The 21,018-nt window shown below is 39.2% G+C and carries 16 protein-coding genes; 9 read left to right on the top strand and 7 right to left on the bottom strand.

All coding sequences use genetic code 11. The features are described from left to right. Positions 1–14: 14 nt before the first annotated feature. Positions 15–2,489 (bottom strand): penicillin-binding protein PBP1B, encoded by a 2,475-nt coding sequence (pbp1b, locus tag AC6I9F_RS00770; protein WP_498022202.1) that lies wholly within the window; start codon positions 2,487–2,489, stop codon positions 15–17. A gap of 141 nt (positions 2,490–2,630) precedes the next feature. Between pbp1b and tyrS the strand changes: the two genes are divergently transcribed. Continuing rightward, entirely contained in the window at positions 2,631–3,887 is a 1,257-nt protein-coding gene (gene tyrS, locus AC6I9F_RS00765; protein WP_498022200.1) for a tyrosine--tRNA ligase, read from the top strand. A gap of 77 nt (positions 3,888–3,964) precedes the next feature. Here tyrS and AC6I9F_RS00760 read toward each other — a convergent pair whose 3' ends face one another. Beyond that, entirely contained in the window at positions 3,965–6,028 is a 2,064-nt protein-coding gene (locus AC6I9F_RS00760) for a heavy metal translocating P-type ATPase (RefSeq protein WP_498022198.1), read from the bottom strand. Position 6,029: 1 nt separating this feature from the next. Next, positions 6,030–6,308: a DUF6110 family protein gene (locus AC6I9F_RS00755; protein ID WP_000910910.1), complete on the bottom strand. Its 279-nt coding sequence runs from the start codon at positions 6,306–6,308 to the stop codon at positions 6,030–6,032. Between the two features lie 151 nt (positions 6,309–6,459). Here AC6I9F_RS00755 and AC6I9F_RS00750 point away from each other — a divergent pair, with 151 nt between their 5' ends. Next, positions 6,460–7,308: a methyltransferase domain-containing protein gene (locus AC6I9F_RS00750; protein WP_498022196.1), complete on the top strand. Its 849-nt coding sequence runs from the start codon at positions 6,460–6,462 to the stop codon at positions 7,306–7,308. A gap of 341 nt (positions 7,309–7,649) precedes the next feature. Here AC6I9F_RS00750 and AC6I9F_RS00745 read toward each other — a convergent pair whose 3' ends face one another. Next, complete coding sequence (locus AC6I9F_RS00745) at positions 7,650–7,865, bottom strand: hypothetical protein (protein WP_049534906.1); 216 nt, start codon at positions 7,863–7,865, stop codon at positions 7,650–7,652. Between the two features lie 174 nt (positions 7,866–8,039). Between AC6I9F_RS00745 and AC6I9F_RS00740 the strand changes: the two genes are divergently transcribed. Beyond that, positions 8,040–8,681: a hypothetical protein gene (locus tag AC6I9F_RS00740; RefSeq protein ID WP_173226915.1), complete on the top strand. Its 642-nt coding sequence runs from the start codon at positions 8,040–8,042 to the stop codon at positions 8,679–8,681. A gap of 296 nt (positions 8,682–8,977) precedes the next feature. Then, positions 8,978–10,326, top strand: a protein-coding gene (locus tag AC6I9F_RS00735; protein WP_498022194.1) for an IS3 family transposase whose coding sequence is annotated in 2 segments (ribosomal slippage) — positions 8,978–9,428 and positions 9,428–10,326 — 1,350 coding nt in all. Because the reading frame shifts where the segments join, the coding sequence is not laid out codon by codon here. Between the two features lie 313 nt (positions 10,327–10,639). Here the strand turns inward: AC6I9F_RS00735 and AC6I9F_RS00730 are convergent. From AC6I9F_RS00730 to malQ, 3 genes are all read right to left on the bottom strand, one after another. Continuing rightward, entirely contained in the window at positions 10,640–10,846 is a 207-nt protein-coding gene (locus AC6I9F_RS00730) for a hypothetical protein (protein ID WP_498022192.1), read from the bottom strand. A 231-nt stretch (positions 10,847–11,077) separates the two neighbouring features. Beyond that, a complete protein-coding gene (glgP, locus tag AC6I9F_RS00725) occupies positions 11,078–13,336 on the bottom strand; it encodes a glycogen/starch/alpha-glucan family phosphorylase (protein WP_498022190.1) in 2,259 nt (752 codons plus the stop codon). A 25-nt stretch (positions 13,337–13,361) separates the two neighbouring features. After that, entirely contained in the window at positions 13,362–14,879 is a 1,518-nt protein-coding gene (malQ, locus tag AC6I9F_RS00720) for a 4-alpha-glucanotransferase (RefSeq protein ID WP_173253540.1), read from the bottom strand. A gap of 554 nt (positions 14,880–15,433) precedes the next feature. Between malQ and AC6I9F_RS00715 the strand changes: the two genes are divergently transcribed. The 5 genes from AC6I9F_RS00715 to AC6I9F_RS00695 all read left to right on the top strand — a co-directional run bounded on the left by AC6I9F_RS00715 (position 15,434) and on the right by AC6I9F_RS00695 (position 21,008). Further along, a complete protein-coding gene (locus AC6I9F_RS00715; RefSeq protein ID WP_000095466.1) occupies positions 15,434–16,705 on the top strand; it encodes an extracellular solute-binding protein in 1,272 nt (423 codons plus the stop codon). A 109-nt stretch (positions 16,706–16,814) separates the two neighbouring features. Next, positions 16,815–18,107, top strand: coding sequence for a sugar ABC transporter permease (locus AC6I9F_RS00710; protein ID WP_000414955.1), 1,293 nt, complete (start codon positions 16,815–16,817; stop codon positions 18,105–18,107). Position 18,108: 1 nt separating this feature from the next. Beyond that, positions 18,109–18,951 carry a sugar ABC transporter permease gene (locus AC6I9F_RS00705; RefSeq protein WP_004236955.1) on the top strand — a complete coding sequence of 281 codons (843 nt, stop codon included), beginning with the start codon at positions 18,109–18,111 and terminating at the stop codon, positions 18,949–18,951. Positions 18,952–19,211: 260 nt separating this feature from the next. Beyond that, positions 19,212–20,012, top strand: a complete 801-nt coding sequence (locus AC6I9F_RS00700) for a DUF1189 domain-containing protein (protein WP_498022187.1) — start codon at positions 19,212–19,214, stop codon at positions 20,010–20,012. A gap of 9 nt (positions 20,013–20,021) precedes the next feature. Next, positions 20,022–21,008 (top strand): LacI family DNA-binding transcriptional regulator, encoded by a 987-nt coding sequence (locus AC6I9F_RS00695; RefSeq protein ID WP_164226273.1) that lies wholly within the window; start codon positions 20,022–20,024, stop codon positions 21,006–21,008. The last annotated feature ends 10 nt before the right edge of the window (positions 21,009–21,018 follow it).

Here is a 21,018-nt window from a genome sequence, read left to right as displayed (position 1 = left end):
ACAGTTTATAGAACTTATCGTCTCGTCCTTGAAGAAGAAGGTCGTGTAGCACTTGAGTTACTGCTATCGCTAGAACTACTACTTGAACTACTTGAACTGCTGGAGCTTGATGGAGTTGGTAGACTCCCCACAATACTAGACCAAGCATTCTGATAATCCGCATCACTTCCGCCAATAGCAAAGCGATAACTGGTCGTAGGAGCTCCTGCCTTATTAGCCCAATAGCTGGTAACAGTCGAACCTGTAACATCTACCTCTTTTCCTTCAACAGAAACCTTCCCTGGTTTTTGACCTGTTGATTTCAAGACTTCGGATTTTACGACACTAGGATCTAAGGCGAAGCGCTCGTTCCCCCAAATGCTTGGGGAGGCTTGCTGAATCGCATTTACCAGATGAGCCATGTAATTAGAGTTATTGGAATAACCTGCTCTACGTGACAGTGAATGATTATCATCATGCCCAATCCAGCCACCCAGAGTTAATCTAGGTGTCGAAAGCATGAGCCACATATTTTCGTCTTGGTTGGTTGTACCAGTCTTCCCAATCCAATCTGCATTAGCCAGATTAGGATTTAAAGCAGTCAGATTCGTCTTGAAGGTTGTTGTCACACGAGAGGATAGAACTTCTCGCAGCAAGCCCTGCATAATTGTCGCAGTAGCTTTTGAATAGACTTGAACCGGTTTATCCTGATACTCATACACCACTCTACCATCTGCTGCTTCAATCTTTGAAATCACATGCTTCTGATGATAAACCCCGTTATTAGCTAGGGTCTGATAGCCATTGGTATGCTGGGCAACTGTGACTTCAATACCACCACCCATTGGCAGGCTCTCAATACCGTACTCAGGAATCTCGTAACCCATCTTTTCCATATAACCTTTGACATCAACACCCTTTTCACGAAGCATACGATAGGTCCAGTAAGCAGGGATATTCCATGAATAGTTCAGAGCTTCTCCCAAGGTCATCATTCCTGTTCCCTTGCTATTAGCATACATAATCGGATTGCCATTGGCAAAGTTTGTTGGATAGTTAGATAGAATCGTTTCGCTTCCCATCAAGCCCTGGTCAATAGCAATACCGTAGGCCAGCAAAGGCTTGGTAGTAGAAGCTGGTGAGCGCTTGGTATCAAAGGCATGATTGTTTTGATTTTCTTGATAATTACGACCACCTACAAAGCCTAGAATAGCACCTGTTTGGTTGTCCATCAGGACATTCCCTACTTCTACACGACCTGTTCCATCGTCTAAAAGATAGCCATAGTCAGCAACCGCACTTTGCATAGCAGAATGAATTTTCTGGTCTATGGTAGTAGTAATTTTATAACCACCATTTTCAATTTCCTTGGATGCCAAATCGCGATAAAACTTCTGAGTTGCCTCATTTTTCAACTCCTTAGCGGAGACATTGTCTCTCTGAGTTAGATAGTCATACATACGTTCTTGAGCTTCTGCCAAGGCTGTAAAGTATAAATAGCCTCGTGACACACCTATGACTGTAGCTGAAGGGAGAAAGTCCTGTTTAAGATTGTAATCCTTATATTGAGAATACTCGTCTTTGCTTAAGGCACCTGTACGATACATACTGTAAAGAACTGCCTTAGCCCGTCTCAAGCCTATTTCTAAGTCTTCATCACTCTTCAACTCTCCAGTATTTTCATAAGGAGAATAGGTAATGGGACTCTGTGGAAGTCCTGCTAAAAATGCTGCTTGAGGAACCGTCAACTGACTTGCATCTACACCGAAAATCCCCTCAGCTGCCTGCTGAGCCCCTGCAATATTCTGTCCCTTATTATTTCGGCCAAAGGGAGCCACATTGAGATAGGTCGTTAAAATCTCATCTTTATTCATGGCGCGTTCCAAGGCAAGAGCATCCACAATCTCTGTCGCCTTACGAGCCAAGGTAGGCGCATCTCCAACCACCTGCTGTTTAATCAGTTGCTGGGTCAAGGTTGAACCCCCACTAGAGGAACCCAAACCTACAAATTTCCCCAAGGTCGCACGAATCACCGCCTTGGGCACTACACCCTTATGTTCTTTAAAGTGTTCGTCTTCCGTCGCAATAATAGCCTTCTTCAGATTTTCCGAAATTTGCTCAGATGAGATAGAAGTACGCAACAAATCACTCTCTATGGAAGCAATCACCGTCCCATCCGCATAGGTAATCTCTGAAATAGAAGAGATGTCTTTGACCTGATGTACCAATTCTTCTGTTTGAGGCACCCGAACCTTGTCAAACAAGGCTACTCCGTACCCCAAAGCAATCCCAGCTCCCAACATTCCTCCTAGAAAACCAAGAATAAAGAGTAGATTAAAAATAGCCTTTATACTCAGTAAAATAGCTGGAAAAATGGCTGGCCTATCTAAAGATTTGGATTTTTCGGCACTTGAACCTTTCTTGCCTGGCCTAGCTGATTTTTTATTTTTTGGTTTTTGCTGGAAAAATTCCAGCATTTTTCGTTTTAATTCATTTAATTGATTTTGCATGGATTTCCTCACTCTATTTATTATACCACAAAAGGGAAACTTTCAATAAAATAGCCACTTTCTTCCCTATTCTGCTAGGCTATTGCCCAAGTTTGTGATACAATAGGTAGAAACAATATTTTTAAAAAGGAGAAAAGACACATGCACATTTTTGATGAGCTAAAAGAGCGTGGTTTGATTTTTCAAACGACTGATGAAGAAGCTTTGCGTAAAGCCCTAGAAGAAGGTCAAGTTTCTTATTATACTGGCTACGATCCAACTGCTGACAGCCTTCACCTAGGCCACCTTGTCGCAATCTTGACAAGTCGTCGCTTGCAGCTAGCAGGTCACAAACCTTATGCGCTCGTTGGCGGTGCTACAGGTCTCATCGGAGATCCGTCCTTCAAAGATACTGAACGTAGTCTCCAAACAAAAGACACAGTAGAGGGCTGGGTCAAGTCTATCCAAGGACAACTTTCTCGTTTTCTTGACTTTGAAAATGGCGAAAATAAAGCTGTCATGGTCAACAACTACGACTGGTTTGGCAGCATCAGCTTCATTGACTTCCTCCGTGATATTGGAAAATACTTCACTGTCAACTACATGATGAGCAAGGAGTCTGTTAAAAAACGGATTGAAACAGGGATTTCATACACTGAGTTTGCTTACCAAATCATGCAAGGTTACGACTTCTTCGTTCTTAACCAAGACCACAACGTAACGCTTCAAATTGGTGGTTCTGACCAGTGGGGAAATATGACAGCTGGTACTGAATTGCTTCGTCGTAAAGCTGACAAGACTGGCCACGTTATAACTGTTCCACTGATCACAGATGCAACTGGTAAGAAATTTGGTAAATCAGAAGGAAACGCAGTCTGGCTCAATCCTGAAAAGACTTCTCCATACGAAATGTACCAATTCTGGATGAACGTTATGGACGCAGACGCTGTTCGCTTTTTGAAAATCTTTACTTTCTTGTCACTTGATGAGATTGAAGACATTCGTAAACAATTTGAAGCAGCTCCACACGAACGCTTGGCTCAAAAAGTATTGGCTCGTGAAGTCGTCACACTTGTTCACGGAGAAGAAGCTTACAAAGAAGCCCTCAACATCACTGAGCAACTCTTTGCAGGAAACATCAAAAACCTTTCTGTCAAAGAGCTCAAACAAGGACTTCGGGGTGTACCAAACTACCAAGTACAAGCAGATGAAAACCACAATATCGTGGAACTCCTCGTGGCATCTGGTGTGGTTAACTCAAAACGCCAAGCCCGTGAAGACGTCCAAAACGGAGCTATCTACGTCAACGGCGACCGCATCCAAGACCTTGACTATGTCTTGAGTGACGCAGATAAGTTAGAGAACGAACTGACTGTTATCCGTCGTGGGAAGAAAAAATACTTTGTATTGACTTACTAAACTGTTCAATATTGATCTATAAATAAAGGAGTTAACCTCAAGAAAGGTAACTCCTTTTTGTTGTTAATAACTCTCATCTATCTATTTTTAATAGACAGGCTACGCAGTACAATACGTAAGGTTGTTAGATTATGTAAGATAGAGAGATTTGAAGGACTGAGCCAATTAAACAAGCCAAAGCCAATCAAACTACTATTTACGACAACGGTATCTTGAATATTCTTCTTGATGAGTGTTTGCAAAGATGATGATAGCGAATCCAACTCTTGGAAGAAATCCAAGCGATTATCTAACAATAAGATATCGCTCATCTGCTTAGAAATATCTGCACTCTCATTCATCACCACACCGATATCTGATAGGGTTAGAGCAGCTGAGTCATTCAAGCCATCCCCAACCATCAAAATAGTGTGACCTGCTTTCTGCAGTTCCTCTACTAACTCAAATTTCCCATCAGGTTTCAAGTCTGTATAGACCTGATCAAAGGGCAAATCTTTGACTAATTCCTTTGTTCTAACCAAGGTGTCCCCTGTTGCCAGAATCAATTTTTTCCCTTGTGCCTTAAGTTTCTCCAAGGCCGCTTTTGCTTCTTTTCTCAAAGGAGTATGAATACAGAACATTCCAATCAATTCATTCTGATAAGCCAAGAATAAGAGATTGTAGTGACTCTTATACTCTTCAATTAAAGCATTTTGTTCTGAACTGATATGAATCTGCTCATCCTGCATCAAGACATAATTCCCAATAAGAACTGGTTGACCATCGATATGGGACTTAATTCCCTTACTTGCAATATATTGGAGTTTCCCATGCATTTCCTCATGTTCAATTCCCTCTATCTCGGCTTGCTTGACGATGGCATTAGCAATAGGATGATAAATGTGTTCCTCAAGACAGGCACTGATTCTGAGAATATCTTCCTCACTATAGTCCCCAAAAGGTAACACCTTTTCAACTATCGGATAGCTAGTTGTGATTGTTCCCGTCTTATCAAACAAGAAAGTATCAACTTCCAGATATTTCTCCAGAACATCCCCATCCTTAATCACCATTTCACGGTTCAATCCCTCCTTGATAGCTGTCAAATAAGCTACAGGAGTAGAGATTTTCAAAGCGCAGGAGAAATCGACCAATAGGAAAGAAATAGCCTTCGAAAAAGAACCTGTTAATAGGTAAGTCAGCCCAGCCCCCAAGAAATTATATTTGACGACCTTGTCCGCCATCTTGATGAAATAGCGTTGTTTCGTTTTCTTGTTTTCTTCAGATTTCTTCATCAACTCAATCAGCTGTAAAATCCGGCTGTTCATCTGATTATCGGTTACACGAATGCGCAATTCTCCAGTTTCTAATACTGTATTTGCACAAACCAAATCAGACTCTCTTTTTTCAACTGGAAAACTCTCTCCCGTCAAGGAGCTTTCGTTGACCATACCTAAACCTGAAACTACTTGTCCATCAAACAGAATTTCATTTCCTTGAGATAGGACCAAGACATCTCCTATTTGAACATCGGAACTCTTGATACTAACGACCGTATCCCCCTGTACTAGAAATACATCGCTCTCTTTTGCAAGAAGGCTTTGTTCTAAATCTGTTGCCGTTTTTTTCAAGGACCACTGATCTAAATGATTCCCCAAATCAAGCATAAACATGATATTGCTAGCTGTCTTGGATTGGTTCATAAATAAGGACAATAAAATCGCCGAACAGTCCAAAACCTCCATCGTTAGTTCCTTACGCGCTAGTGTTTGATAGGCTTCTCTAATATAACCAAAAGCCTGATAACAAGTCCATATATAGCGAATAGGATACGGCACAAAACTACGAAAAAGTATACGCTTAATCGCTGCACCTGAAACTATAGAATAAGCACTCTCTTCTCTACGAATGGGAAGAGTCATCAACTCAGAAACATTCCCTTTATCAATTCTTTTTAAAAAGGCTTCTGCATTATCTAATACAGAAAAGCCTTCTTTTATACGTAGAGTAAAGTGCTGTTGATCCATGTAAAACTGGATAGACTCAATCCCCTTTTCATCTCTCGCCAAGGAACGAAGATAGTCTTGAATATCCAAGGTGAGTGAAAAAGAAGATGATAGTCGGATATGTTGGTATCCTCTATGTAGCACTTTAAAAGACATATTATTCTCCTATAAGGCTATCTAATTGCTCTTCTTTTTTCTCTTGCTCATACAAATATTTGGCATCTTGCAAGACATCGTCTCCATGTTGCTTCACAACAGAAACAGATGCATCTAGCCCGTCTTTCAACTTGTAAGCCTTAGCCAAAGCTTTAGAATAACCTTTTTTAGCTTCCTTACTTGCCAAGATTTTCAAACCAAGGGTACCAAATGCGACACCACCCAAAAAGAGTGATGATTTTTTCGCAACTTTTGCAACGGTTAATACTTCTTTTAACATACTTATTTCCTCCTAGATATTATTATATAGCAATTTAGATATAAAAGCAATTTTATTCTATAAATTGGAGAATTAGTTTTATTTCTACTGAATCTCCCATCTACTTATTCCTAAAGTTGCTTTCATTTGCCTCTTTTGATACACTTAAACTATGAATACAAATCTCAAACCCAAACTTCAGCGTTTTGCTTCTGCGACTGCCTTTGCCTGTCCTATCTGTCAAGAAAATCTGACTCTGCTAGAGACTAGTTTCAAGTGCTACAACTGCCATTCTTTTGACTTGGCTAAATTTGGCTATGTCAATCTGGCACCTCAAATCAAGCAATCTGCCAACTACGACAAGGAAAACTTTCAAAACCGGCAACAAATCCTAGAAGCCGGCTTTTACCAAGCTATCTTAGAGGCTGTATCTGACTTGCTTGCAAGCTCAAAAACTGCCACAACAATCTTGGATATTGGTTGTGGCGAAGGTTTCTACTCTCGAAAACTCCAAGAAAGTCATCCTGACAAAACCTTCTATGCCTTTGATATTTCCAAAGATTCCGTCCAAATCGCTGCCAAGAGTGAACCAAACTGGGCAGTCAACTGGTTCGTTGGTGACTTGGCACGACTTCCTATAAAAGACGCTAGCATGGATATCCTGCTTGATATCTTCTCACCTGCCAACTATGAAGAATTTCGTCGCGTTTTATCCAAAGACGGTATCTTGATAAAGGTTATTCCAACTGAAAATCACCTCAAAGAAATCCGTCAAAGAGTACAGGACCAGCTGACAAACAAGGATTATTCTAATCAAGACATTAAGGAACATTTCCAAGAAAACTTTACCATCCTATCTAACCAAACGGCCTCTCTGACTAAGACTATCACAACAGAGCAACTTCAAGCCCTACTCAGCATGACCCCTCTCCTCTTTCACGTTGACCAGAGCAAGATTGACTGGAGCCAACTGACAGAGATTACCATTGAAGCAGAGATTTTGGTTGGGAGAGCATTCTAAACTAGACTTCCCAAAGGTATAAAACTTACCGAAAATCTTCAATATTACAAAAACGCATAAGAACAGGTACTCAAAAACCTTAATCTTATGCGTTTTGTTATAGTTTCCATACACATTAAGGGGAAATAGTTGAAACCAATTCTTTTAATAACCATTGAATACCATATAGTACATTTATCCCAAATATGATATAGACCGTATAAATCAAGTATTTCGATTTCTCCCGCCTCAAAGAATAGATCTTGTACAAGATAAACAAATTTAAAATAATAAATAATAGAGACAAAATCTTCCCTCCAAAATAAATTCTAAAAGTACACAGTTAAGCATAGCCCTAATCTTTATTTTCGATTCGAGATAACAAACTTATCAATAAATAGCAAGTGATATAAGGCAAGTGTAATTCCCAATAAGCACCCATGATAAGAGATTTCTTGATGGGTAAGGGGGAAAAGAGTATTATTACCCGTCAAGAGGCATGTCAAAATAACAAATAGTATCCAAAATAAATCAGTCCATTTATATTTTGAAAAATATTTTTTAACATAATAGCACATTTTTCTTGACTACAATAACATTATATGATAAAATGTAAGCGAATACAAATAAAAAGAAATTGCCTTATTCAATTAATATTCCTATAAGAAAGCAGATGATTCCAATGTACAAACTATAATTATCAACCCTTAATATCCAACTTAGTTATGAAAGAATGGTAGGTGATCATTATCATGAAAAAAATACTAATTACTCTATTATTTAGTTGTTTAGCATTGTTTTATTTGCCTATTTCTGTAAACGCCGATACCACTAATGACCTTGTTATAAAATTCAACGAACTGCAATTTACTGTTGAGGATTATAATATCCCTAATCCAGAAGTAGTATATTCGAAATCAGGATTCAACGAAGTTGCAACTGTTATTGATAGTGATACTGGAAAGGTTGTTGAAACTATTGAATTTATTCCAGATCTCTCTCGATCTACAGTTACTTCACACACATTAAAAAGAAGTGCAACATTTGCTAGAACTACAGTTCAATTAAGCGTAAATATTGAGCTATATAATGAGGGTTCTTTCCGTCAGATTAACTCAATTCACGGTTATTACTTAGGAATAACAAATTCTATTACAAACACATCTATTGAAGACAAAACTATTGATGTTTGGTCTACAAATGGATTCCCTACAACAAAAATAAAGTATGCTTATAATGGCACTTTAACAGCAGTTATAGAAAGTAGTGGTTCAGCTTCAGTTAAAGCAGAGTTGTTAGGAGCTGGATTTACATTTGGAGGTACTATATCAGGCAAATCTTATTATAGAGTCCCATTTAATCAAAACGGAACTATTAGTCTATACAACTATTAGTCTATACTAACTTAGGAGATAATCGATATTATGAATGAAAAAAAACATACATATTTTATTTGTGCAAGTATTATTATTTCATCTATAATTTTAGGACTCTTTATTTATAAAGGAATTTATGACGGATTTGACGTTTTGGGTCAATTTACAAACGATGGCCTCAGGGTAATTAGTACTAATATTAGTACTGTTGGTAATAATATTAGTAATAATAGGTAGTTAATAGTAATAGAATTCAAACAAAAAACGGTAATTTTGAACTGCACCCCAAAAGTTAGACAGAAAAAATCTAACTTTTGGGGTATTTTTATTATGAAATTAACTTATTCTATGAACTTAGAAAACAAGGATATAGCTTAGAGAAGCTTTCAAATAAATTTGGGATAAACAATTCTAATATTAGGTACATGATTAAATTGATTGATCGTTATGGAATAGAGTTCGTCAAAAAAGGAAAAAATCGTTACTATTCTCCTGATTTAAAACAAGAAATGATTCATAAAGTCTTACATGAAGGCTGGACTAAAGATAGAGTTTCTCTTGAATACGGCCTCCCAAGTCGTACGATACTTCTTAATTGGCTAGCGCAATACAAGAAAAACGGGTATACTATTGTTGAGAAAACAAAAGGGAGACCATCTAAAATGGGACGTAAACCAAAGAAGAAACCCGAAGAGATGACAGAGTTAGAACGCCTTCAAGCAGAAAATGAGTACCTGAGAGTGGAGAATGCCATCCTAAAAAAGTTAAGAGAACTCCGATTGAAGGAGGAAAAAGAGAAAGAAGAAAGACAGAAATTGTTCAAGAACTAATGACTGATTTTTCGTTAGATATTCTTCTAAAAGCCATTAAACTAGCTCGTTCGACCTACTACTATCACTTGAAACAGCTAGACAAACCAGATAAGGACCAAGAGCTTAAAGCTGAAATTCAACCCATTTTTATCGAACATAAGGGAAATTATGATTATCGTCGAATTCATTTAGAACTAAGAAATCGTGGTTATCTGGTAAATCATAAAAGAGTTCAACGCTTGATGAAAGTACTCAATTTACAAGCTAAAATGCGACAGAAACGAAAATATTCTTCTCATAAAGGAGACGTTAGCAAGAAGGCAGAGAATCTCATTCAACGTCAATTTGAAGGCTCTAAAACAATGGAAAAGTGCTACACAGATGTGACAGAATTTGCCATTCCAGCAAGTACTCAAAAGCTTTACTTATCACCAGTTTTAGATGGCTTTAACAGCGAAATTATTGCTTTTAATCTTTCTTGTTCGCCTAATTTAGAACAAGTAAAAACGATGTTGGAACAGGCTTTCACAGAGAAGCACTACGAGAATACGATTCTCCACAGTGACCAAGGCTGGCAATACCAACATGATTCTTATCATTGGTTCCTAGAGAGTAAGGGAATTCAAGCATCCATGTCACGTAAAGGTAACAGCCCAGACAACGGCATGATGGAGTCCTTCTTTGGGATTCTGAAATCGGAAATGTTTTACAGTTATGAGAAGTCATTTCAGTCGCTTAAGCAATTGGAACAAGCTATTGTAAACTATATTGATTATTACAATAACAAACGAATTAAAGTAAAACTAAAAGGACTCAGTCCTGTGCAATACAGAACTAAATCCTTGCAATAATTATTTGTCCAACTTTTTGGGGTCAGTACTCAAAAACCTTAATCTTATGCGTTTTGTTATGCAAAAATCACTGGAGTTTCTATACACATTAAGTGGAAATCTTTGAAACCAGTTCTTTTAATAACCATTGAATACCATATAGTACATTTACCCCAAATATGATATAGTCCGTATAAATCAAGTATTTCGATTTTTCCCGCCTCAAATAATAGATCTTGTACAAGATAAACAAATTTAAAATAATAAATAATAGAGACAAAATCTTCCTCCAAAATCAATCATAAAAGTAGGCGGTCAAGCATAGTTCTAATCTTTATTTTCGATTCGAAATTACAAACTTATCAATGAACAATAAGTGATATAAGGCCAGTACCAGACCCCAAACGCTACCACGAAAAGAGAATTCTTGATGATTGAGAGGAAACAAATCATGGTTACCAATATAGAGGCAGGTCAAAATAACAAATACAATCCAAAATAAATCAGTCCATTTATATTTTGAAAAATATTTTTTCCACATAAAAACACCTTCCTTCCTATAATCATATTATAACACTTTATGTAAGCGAATACAAGAAATATGAGGTAAACAACTGAGGTTGAAGACAGTAAAAACCAGCATTTAAAGCCTTCACTATATCTAGGATTTCTATTTTTTTAAGACAAGATTGACTCAAATCTACATCATTAAAAAAGCGAATTTCAATCGAAACTCGCTTTTTTACAAAATGTATTAGTATAAATTTGTATCTTAGTTCAAGTGCCAGATGTCTTCGTTGTACTGAGCGATTGTACGGTCAGATGAGAAGAATCCTGCTTTAGAAATGTTAACGATAACTTTATCCAACCATGCGTCACGGTCTTCGTAGTCAGCCAACATTTGCTCTTTAACCTTGATGTAGTCTTCCAAGTCAAGAAGAGTCATGAACCAGTCTTTGTTGATCAATTCATTGTAAAGACGTTCCAAACGCTCTTTGTTTCCAGCTGCAAGAACTGCATCGCTAACGATGAAGTCAACCAATGGTTTGATAGCTTTACGAGCGTAGAATTCACTTGATTTGTAAGCTGCTTTTGCGTAAAGGTCGATAACAGTTTCTGAATCTTCACCAAAGATGTAGATGTTTTCATCACCAACCAACTCAGCGATTTCCACGTTAGCTCCGTCCATAGTACCAAGAGTCAAAGCTCCGTTCAACATGAATTTCATGTTACCAGTACCTGAAGCTTCTTTAGAAGCAAGTGAGATTTGTTCTGAGATGTCACATGCTGGGATAAGGAAGCTTGCTGCAGTAACGTTGTAGTTTTCAACCATAACTACTTGCAAGTGTGGAGCTACTGCTGGATCGTTAGCAATAACTTCTGACATGCAAAGAATCAAGTGGATGATGTCTTGAGCGATTGTGTAGGCTGGAGCTGCTTTACCACCAAAGAAGATTGTGATTGGGCGAGCAGGGATGTTACCAGCTTTGATGTCAAGGTATTTGTGGATGACGTACAAAGCGTTCATTTGTTGGCGTTTGTACTCGTGAAGACGTTTGATTTGGATATCAAAGATAGAGTTTGGATTGATTTCCACACCTTGGTGTTCTTTCAAGTGACGAGCCAATTTACGTTTGTTGTGAGCCTTGATGCTTTCCAATTTTTCTTTGACAGCTGCTTTGTCTTCATAAGACAAAAGTTTTTCAAGCTCATCTGCTTCATGGTGCCAACCGTCTCCAAGAATCTCATCCAAGTAGTGAGACAATCTTGGGTTAGCATGCATGAGCCAACGACGGAAAGTGATACCGTTTGTTTTATTGTTGAATTTTTCTGGGTAAAGGTCGTAGAAAGCTTTCAACTCAGAGTTCTTCAAGATTTCAGTGTGAAGTGCCGCAACCCCGTTAACGCTGTATCCGTAGTGGATATCCATATGAGCCATGTGAACACGTTCGCTCTCATCGATAATTTGAACAGCTGGATCTTTGTATTCTGCTTTCACGCGACGGTCCAATTCTTCGATGATTGGTACCAAGTGAGGAACCACTTCTTGCAAGAATTCAAGAGGCCATTTTTCAAGGGCTTCTGCAAGAATTGTGTGGTTAGTATAAGCAGTCATACTACGAACGATTGAGATTGCTTCGTCAAGCTCGATACCACGTGCAGTCAAAAGACGGATCAATTCAGGAATCACCATTGATGGGTGAGTATCGTTGATTTGCACAACTGCGTAGTCAGCAAGGTCATGCAAGTTGCTTCCTTTTTCGATTGCTTCGTCGATGATCAATTGCGCACCGTTTGAAACCATGAAGTATTGTTGGAAGATACGGAGCAATTCACCTTGACGGTCACTATCATCTGGGTAAAGGAAGAGAGTCAAGTTGCGAGCGATATCTGTCTTGTCAAAGCTGATACCGTCTTTAATAATAGAAGAATCAACTGAATCCAAGTCAAACAAACGCAAGCGGTTCTTCGTTTCTGTCTTGTAACCAGGAACATCAATATCATAAAGAGTTGATGTCAAAGTAAAGTCTGCAAATGGTACTTGGTAGCTACGGCTTGAGCGAACCAACCAGTTTTGCTCTGTCAACCATGCATTTGGAATTGTTTCTTGTTGGTTGTTTTTAAGAACTTGTTGGAAAAGACCAAAGTGGTAGTTAAGACCAACACCGTCACCATTCAAACCAAGAGTCGCAATTGAGTCGATAAAGCAGGCAGCCAAACGTCCCAAACCACCATTACCAAGAGATGGTTCTAATTCAACTTCTTCAACTTCGATCAAGTCTTTACCTGCAGCAGCAAGTTCTTTTTTGACATCGTCGTAAAGACCAAGGTTGATCAAGTTGTTTGACAAGAGTTTACCAATCAAGAACTCAGCTGAGATATAGTAAACTTTCTTTTTACCAGTGTTAACTGGTTTTTGGCTACTTGCAAGCTTGCTGTAGTTAAGAAGAGCAAGGTAAAGCTCTTCATTGCTACATTCTGCAATGGTTTTATTGTAACGATTTTGTACAAATTCTTGTAGTGATAACATGTTTAAGGTGTCTCCTGATATTGTATTATTTCTTTAATTCTACCAAATTTTCATTGATTCGGCGATAGATTGTTGTCAAGTCAAGCAAACCTTCCTCGACAGCTGGTGTCAATTGTTCCTCAGTCATACGCCAAGACCAGTTTCCACCAAGGGTAGATGGGAAGTTCATACGAGCTGTCTCATCCAATTCTAGCAAATCTTGCATAGTTGCAATTGCCATGAAGCTAACTGATGAAAAGACTGTGCGAAGCATAGCGTGTGGAACTGTTTCATACTCTTTACGGTTCGTGTAGCGAGCCATGTATTCACGAGTTGGATCGTCGATCTCATTACGGTACCAACCAAGGACCGTATTGTTATCGTGTGTTCCTGTGTACATAACAGAGTTAGCAGGTGCCAAGTGTGGGCTATCGATGCTTTCGTCTTCTGGGTTGAAGGCAAATTGAAGAATCTTCATTCCTGGGAAGCCAGTACGTTCACGTAATTCGATAACTTCGTCTGTCATGAAACCAAGGTCTTCTGCAATGATGTTTAGCTCACCAAGTTCTTCCTTAACGGCTGCAAAAAGCTTGTAGCCAGGACCTTTCACCCACTCACCAGGTGCTGCTGTATCAGAACCAGCAGGGATTTCCCAGTAAGATTCGAAACCACGGAAGTGGTCGATACGAACGATGTCGTAGATTTTGAAGCTTTCACGCAAGCGTTCAATCCACCATTTGTAGCCGTCTTTGTCCATTGCTTCCCAGTCATAGATTGGGTTACCCCAAAGCTGACCAGTTGCAGAAAATTCATCTGGTGGGCATCCGGCGATGCAAGTAGCCTTACCATTGACATCTGTCTTGAAGAGATGTGGATTTGCCCACATATCGCTTGAATCTTCCGCTACGTAGATTGGCATGTCCCCAACGATTTCGATGTGGTTGTCGTTTGCGTAAGCTTTCAATTTCAACCATTGTTGGAAGAAGAAGTATTGCGTCACACGGTGGTAAACCAACTTGTCTGCTAATTGCTCACGGTAGCTTTCAAGTGCTGAAGCTTTACGAGCACGAGCATCTGCATCTGGCCATTCTGTCCAAGCAAGATTGTCAAAATGCTCTTTGATAGCCATATACTCAGCAAAGAGCTCAAGCCATGATTGGTTGTCTTGAGCAAATTTCTCAAAATCTTTAACATCTCCGACTTCAAAGAAACGTTTCACCGCTTTTTCTAAAAGAGGACGACGTGCATAGTAAATCTTAGCATAGTCAACTTCAGACGCATCGCTACCAAAGTCAACTCCTTCAAGGTCACTTACTTCCAACAAACCTTGCTCCACCAAGATATCTAAATCGATAAAATGAGTGTTTCCTGCGAAGGCTGAGAAAGATTGGTAAGGAGAATCCCCGTAACTAGTTGTTCCTAATGGAAGGATTTGCCAGTAACGTTGTTTTGTACGAACCAAGAAATCAACGAAGTCGTAAGCACTTTGACCAAATGATCCGATTCCGTAAGCTCCTGGGAGAGAAGAGATGTGCATCAACACACCACTTTGACGTTTTTTCATAATAGCACCTCATGTGTTAAAATAATGGAACGTTGCGTATTTTAACAGACGCAAACGTTTGCGCTACTTATAAGTATACTCCTTTTCAAGCATAATTGCAAGCGTTTTTAAAAAAACTTTTTTGATTATTTTTAAGGAGACTAACTCATTTTAGCAAAGATAACTTGAAACTATCTAATCCTAAAGTTTGACTCTCATGAAACAGTCTACAAAGTGCAAAACCTCCTTAAAAAAACTTTAATTTATATGTAGGAGGCACAAAGGTCTATAGAAAATAGATAGGGATTAGAAACAAGGAAATAGCCCCTCCTGATTTCCCTCTTTAGACAGATTCCATCTATTTTTTATTAAAAATACTGTATTCTTATCTATTTCACACTTTTCTTCTATATAAAAAGTAAAATCATGCTATCAAATCAAGCTTAAAATTTTTTTAAAATTTTTAACAAAAACACTTGCAACCGTTTTCTATTTGTGCTATACTAAGCTCATAAAGGAAAACGTTTGCGTTTTTCTTGTCAATAAAACTTGTTATTCTTTAGGAGGAATACACTATGTCATCTAAATTCATGAAGAGCGCTGCTGTGCTTGGAACTGCTACACTTGCTAGCTTGCTTTTGGTAGCTTGCGGAAGCAAAACTGCTGATAAACCTGCTGATTCTGGTTCATCTGAAGCGAAAGAAATCACTCTTTACGTTGAGGACCAATACAAAGCTTATGCTGAAACAGTAGCTAAAGCTTATAAAGAACAATCAGGAACAACAGTTAACATCAAATCTGGTGACCAAATGGGTGGGCTTGACAAACTTTCTCTTGACAACCAATCAGGTCAAGCTCCTGACGTTATGATGGCTCCATACGACCGTGTAGGTAGCCTTGGTACTGACGGACAACTTTCAGAAGTGAAATTGAGCGACGGTGCTAAAACAGATGATAAAACTAAATCTCTTGTAACAGCTGCTGACGGTAAAGTTTACGGTGCTCCTGCCGTTATCGAGTCACTTGTTATGTACTACAACAAAGACTTGGTAAAAGAAGCTCCAAAAACATTTGCTGACTTGGAAAACCTTGCTAAAGATAGCAAATACGCATTCGCTGGAGAAGATGGAAAAACTTCTGCTTTCCTAGCTGACTGGACAAACTTCTACTTTGCATACGGACTTCTTGCTGGTAACGGCGGTTACGTATTCGGACAAAACGGTAAAGACGCTAAAGACATCGGTCTTGCAAACGACGGCGCTATCAAAGGTGTAGAATACGCTAAAACTTGGTATGAAAAATGGCCTAAAGGTATGCAAGATACGGAAGGAGCTGGAAACCTAATCCAAACTCAATTCCAAGAAGGTAAAACAGCTGCTATCATCGATGGACCTTGGAAAGCTCAAGCCTTCAAAGACGCTAAAGTAAACTACGGTGTTGCAACTATCCCAACTCTTCCAAACGGAAAAGACTACGCAGCATTTGGTGGTGGTAAAGCTTGGATCATCCCATCAAGCACTAAGAACCTTGAAGCTGCTCAAAAATTTGTAGACTTCCTTGTTTCAACTGAACAACAAAAAGCCTTCTACGATAAGACTAACGAAATCCCAGCTAACACTGAAGCTCGTTCATACGCTGAAGGTAAAAACGATGAGTTGACAACAGCTGTTATCAAACAATTCAAGAACGCTCAACCAATGCCAAACATCTCTCAAATGTCAGCAGTTTGGGACCCAGCTAAAACAATGTTGTTTGAAGCTGTAAGCGGTAAGAAAGATGCTAAAACAGCAGCTAACGATGCTGTAACATTGATCAAAGAAACAATCAAACAAAAATTTGGTGAATAAAAAATTTGTTCAAGGGGGGTGGAAATCAAATCCCCCTTTGAATTTATCAACAAAAACACAAATAGTTTAGGTTTTATGTAGAAACCAGTATCCTATGAAAGGAGTTATTATGGAAAAGCAACAACCTAGTAAAGCAGCCCTGCTGTCTATCATTCCTGGGTTAGGACAGATTTACAATAAACAAAAAGCCAAAGGTTTTATCTTCCTTGGTGTAACCATCGTATTTGTCCTCTACTTCCTAGCACTTGCAGCCCCTGAATTGAGCAATCTCATCACTCTTGGTGACAAGCCAGGTCGTGACAATTCCCTCTTTATGCTGATTCGTGGTGCCTTCCATTTAATCTTTGTAGTTGTTTATGTACTCTTTTATTTCGCAAATATCAAAGATGCTCATACAACTGCCAAACACATTAATAATGGTATTCCAGTAGCACTTACCTTTAAAGAAATGGTCAAAGGAATCTATGAAAATGGCTTCCCTTACCTCTTGATCATTCCATCTTATATTGCAATGACTTTTGCGATTATCTTCCCAGTTATCGTAACCTTGATGATCGCCTTTACCAACTACGACTTCCAACACTTGCCACCAAACAAATTGTTGGACTGGGTTGGTTTGACCAACTTTACAAACATTTGGAGCTTGAGTACCTTCCGTTCTGCCTTCGGTTCTGTTCTTTCTTGGACTATCATTTGGGCTTTATCTGCCTCAACTTTGCAGATCGTGATTGGTATCTTCACAGCTATCATTGCTAACCAACCATTTATCAAAGGAAAACGTATCTTCGGTGTTATTTTCCTTCTTCCTTGGGCTGTCCCAGCCTTCATCACTATCTTGACATTCTCAAATATGTTTAATGATAGTGTCGGTGCTATCAACACTCAAGTCTTGCCGATCTTTGCTAAATTCCTTCCATTCCTTGATGGGGCTCTTATCCCTTGGAAAACAGACCCTACTTGGACAAAGGTTGCCTTGATTATGATGCAAGGTTGGCTTGGATTCCCATACATCTACGTTTTGACTTTAGGTATCTTACAATCTATTCCTAACGACCTTTACGAAGCAGCTTATATTGACGGTGCCAATGCTTGGCAAAAATTCCGCAACATCACTTTCCCAATGATCTTGGCTGTTGCAGCACCTACTTTGATTAGCCAATACACCTTCAACTTTAACAACTTCTCTATCATGTACCTCTTCAATGGTGGAGGACCTGGTAGTGTCGGTGGAGGAGCTGGTTCAACAGATATCTTGATCTCATGGATCTACCGTTTGACAACAGGTACATCTCCTCAATACTCAATGGCGGCAGCTGTTACCTTGATTATCTCTATCATTGTCATCTCAATCTCTATGATCGCATTCAAGAAACTACACGCATTTGATATGGAGGACGTCTAAGATGAATAACTCAATTAAACTCAAACGTAGACTGACTCAAACCCTTACTTACCTTTACCTGATTGGTCTATCAATTGTCATTATCTATCCACTTTTGATTACCATCATGTCAGCCTTTAAAGCAGGTAACGTCTCAGCCTTTAAACTAGATACTAACATCGACCTCAATTTTGATAACTTTAAAGGCCTCTTCACTGAAACCTTGTACGGTACTTGGTACCTCAACACTTTGATTATCGCCTTGATTACCATGGCTGTTCAAACAAGTATTATCGTACTTGCTGGTTATGCTTACAGCCGTTACAACTTCTTGGCTCGTAAACAAAGTTTGGTCTTCTTCTTGATTATCCAAATGGTGCCAACCATGGCCGCTTTGACAGCCTTCTTCGTTATGGCGCTTATGTTGAACGCCCTTAACCACAGCTGGTTCCTCATCTTCCTCTACGTTGGTGGTGGTATCCCGATGAATGCTTGGCTCATGAAAGGCTACTTCGATACAGTACCAATGTCTTTAGACGAATCTGCAAAACTAGACGGTGCAGGACACTTCCGCCGCTTCTGGCAAATTGTTCTTCCACTTGTTCGCCCAATGGTTGCCGTACAAGCTCTCTGGGCCTTCATGGGACCTTTCGGGGACTACATCCTCTCTAGTTTCTTGCTTCGTGAGAAAGAATACTTTACTGTTGCCGTAGGTCTCCAAACCTTCGTTAGCAATGTGAAAAACATGAAGATTGCCTACTTCTCAGCAGGTGCTATCCTCATCGCCCTTCCAATCTGTATTCTCTTCTTCTTCCTACAAAAGAACTTTGTTTCAGGACTTACAAGTGGTGGCGACAAGGGATAATATATCCCCGCCACCCTTTTTCATTTTATACTCTTCGAAAATCTCTTCAAACCACGTCAGCTTCCATCTGCAACCTCAAAACAGTGTTTTGAGCAACCTGCGGCTAGCTTCCTAGTTTGCTCTTTGATTTTCATTGAGTATTAGCGATTGTTACTGTGAGTAATATCTTACAACAAGCAATTTTTCTCCTAGACTTGAAATAAAGCACATTTCTCTATATAATAATACTCATATAGAAAACACCTTTTAGAAAGATACCTATGCTTCCATATCCATTTTCTTATTTTTCAAGTATTTGGGGATTTCGTAAGCCCCTGTCCAAACGTTTCGGACTCAACTGGTTCCAACTTCTCTTTACCAGTGTCTTCCTTATCAGCTTGTCTATGGTACCCATTGCCATTCAAAACAGCTCCCAGGAGACTTATCCGCTAGAAACCTTCATCGATAATGTCTATGAACCATTGACAGATGAGGTTGTCCAGGATCTCTCTGAACATGCTAGAATTGTTGATGGCACATTAACTTATACAGGAACAACTAATCAAGCGCCTTCTGTTGTGATCGGTCCAAGTCAAAGTAAGGAGTTACCTAAGGACTTGCAACTGCATTTCGATACGAATGAGCTCGTCATCAGCAAGGAAAATAAGGAACTGACCCGAGTCTCTTACCGAGTGATTGATACTGAGAGTTTCAAAAGCAAAGACAGCTTAACCCAAGCGATTTCTAAAGACTGGTACCAACAGAATCGTGTCTATATCAGTCTCTTCCTAGTTCTCGGTGCCAGCTTCCTCTTTGGTTTGAATTTCTTTATTGTCTCTCTAGGAGCTAGTCTTCTCCTTTATATCACTAAGAAATCACGCCTCTTTTCATTTAGAACCTTTAAAGAGTGCTATCATTTTATCTTGAACTGTTTAGGATTGCCAACTCTGATTACGCTTATTTTGGGATTATTTGGCCAAAATATGTCAAACCTCATCACTATACAAAACATTCTTTTTGTTCTGTATCTGGTCACTATCTTTTATAAAACACATTTCCGTGATCCAGATTACCATAAATAGGAGATTTTTATGCCCGTTACGATTAAAGACGTGGCCAAGGCTGCTGGTGTTTCGCCTTCAACCGTAACCCGTGTTATTCAAAATAAATCAACCATTAGCGACGAAACAAAAAAACGCGTTCGCAAGGCTATGAAGGAACTCAACTACCACCCCAACCTCAATGCTCGTAGCTTGGTAAGCAGTTATACCCAAGTTATTGGCTTGGTGCTTCCTGACGACTCAGATGCCTTCTATCAAAATCCTTTCTTCCCATCTGTTCTCCGTGGCATTGCCCAAGTCGCTTCTGAAAATCACTACGCCATTCAGATTGCGACAGGTAAAGATGCCAAAGAGCGTCTTAAAGCTATTTCTCAGATGGTCTATGGTAAGCGTGTAGATGGTTTGATTTTCCTCTATGCCCAAGAAGAGGACCCTTTGGTTAAGTTAGTAGCAGACGAGCAATTTCCTTTCCTTATCTTAGGTAAATCTCTATCTCCTTTCATTCCACTTGTCGATAATGACAATGTCCAAGCTGGTTTTGATGCGACAGAGTATTTCATCAAAAAAGGATGCAAGCGAATTGCCTTTATCGGAGGTACTAAGCGACTCTTCGTAACACAAGACCGTCTGACAGGTTACGAGCTAGCTCTAAAACAATACCAACTTCCTCTCGATACTAATCTGACTTACTTTGCTACTGAATTTCTTGAAGATAATGGTTATCGCTTTAGTAGACTTCTCTTCAAACACGATCCAAATATTGACGCTATTATTACCATTGATAGTCTCCTTGCTGCAGGGGTCTGTGATTACATCGCAAAACACCAACTGGATGTCCCTGTCCTCAGCTTCGACTCAGTCAATCCCAAGCTCAACTTGGCAGCCTATGTCGATATTAATAGCCTAGAACTTGGTCGAACATCATTTGAAACAATTCTTCAGATTATCAACGATGCTAAAAGCAATAAACAAATTTGTTACCGTCAGTTAATCGCCCACAAAATTATCGAAAAATAAAAACCAGCTC

Source organism: Streptococcus nakanonensis, from assembly GCF_059738785.1.
This window is presented reverse-complemented; position numbering and strand designations above follow the sequence as displayed.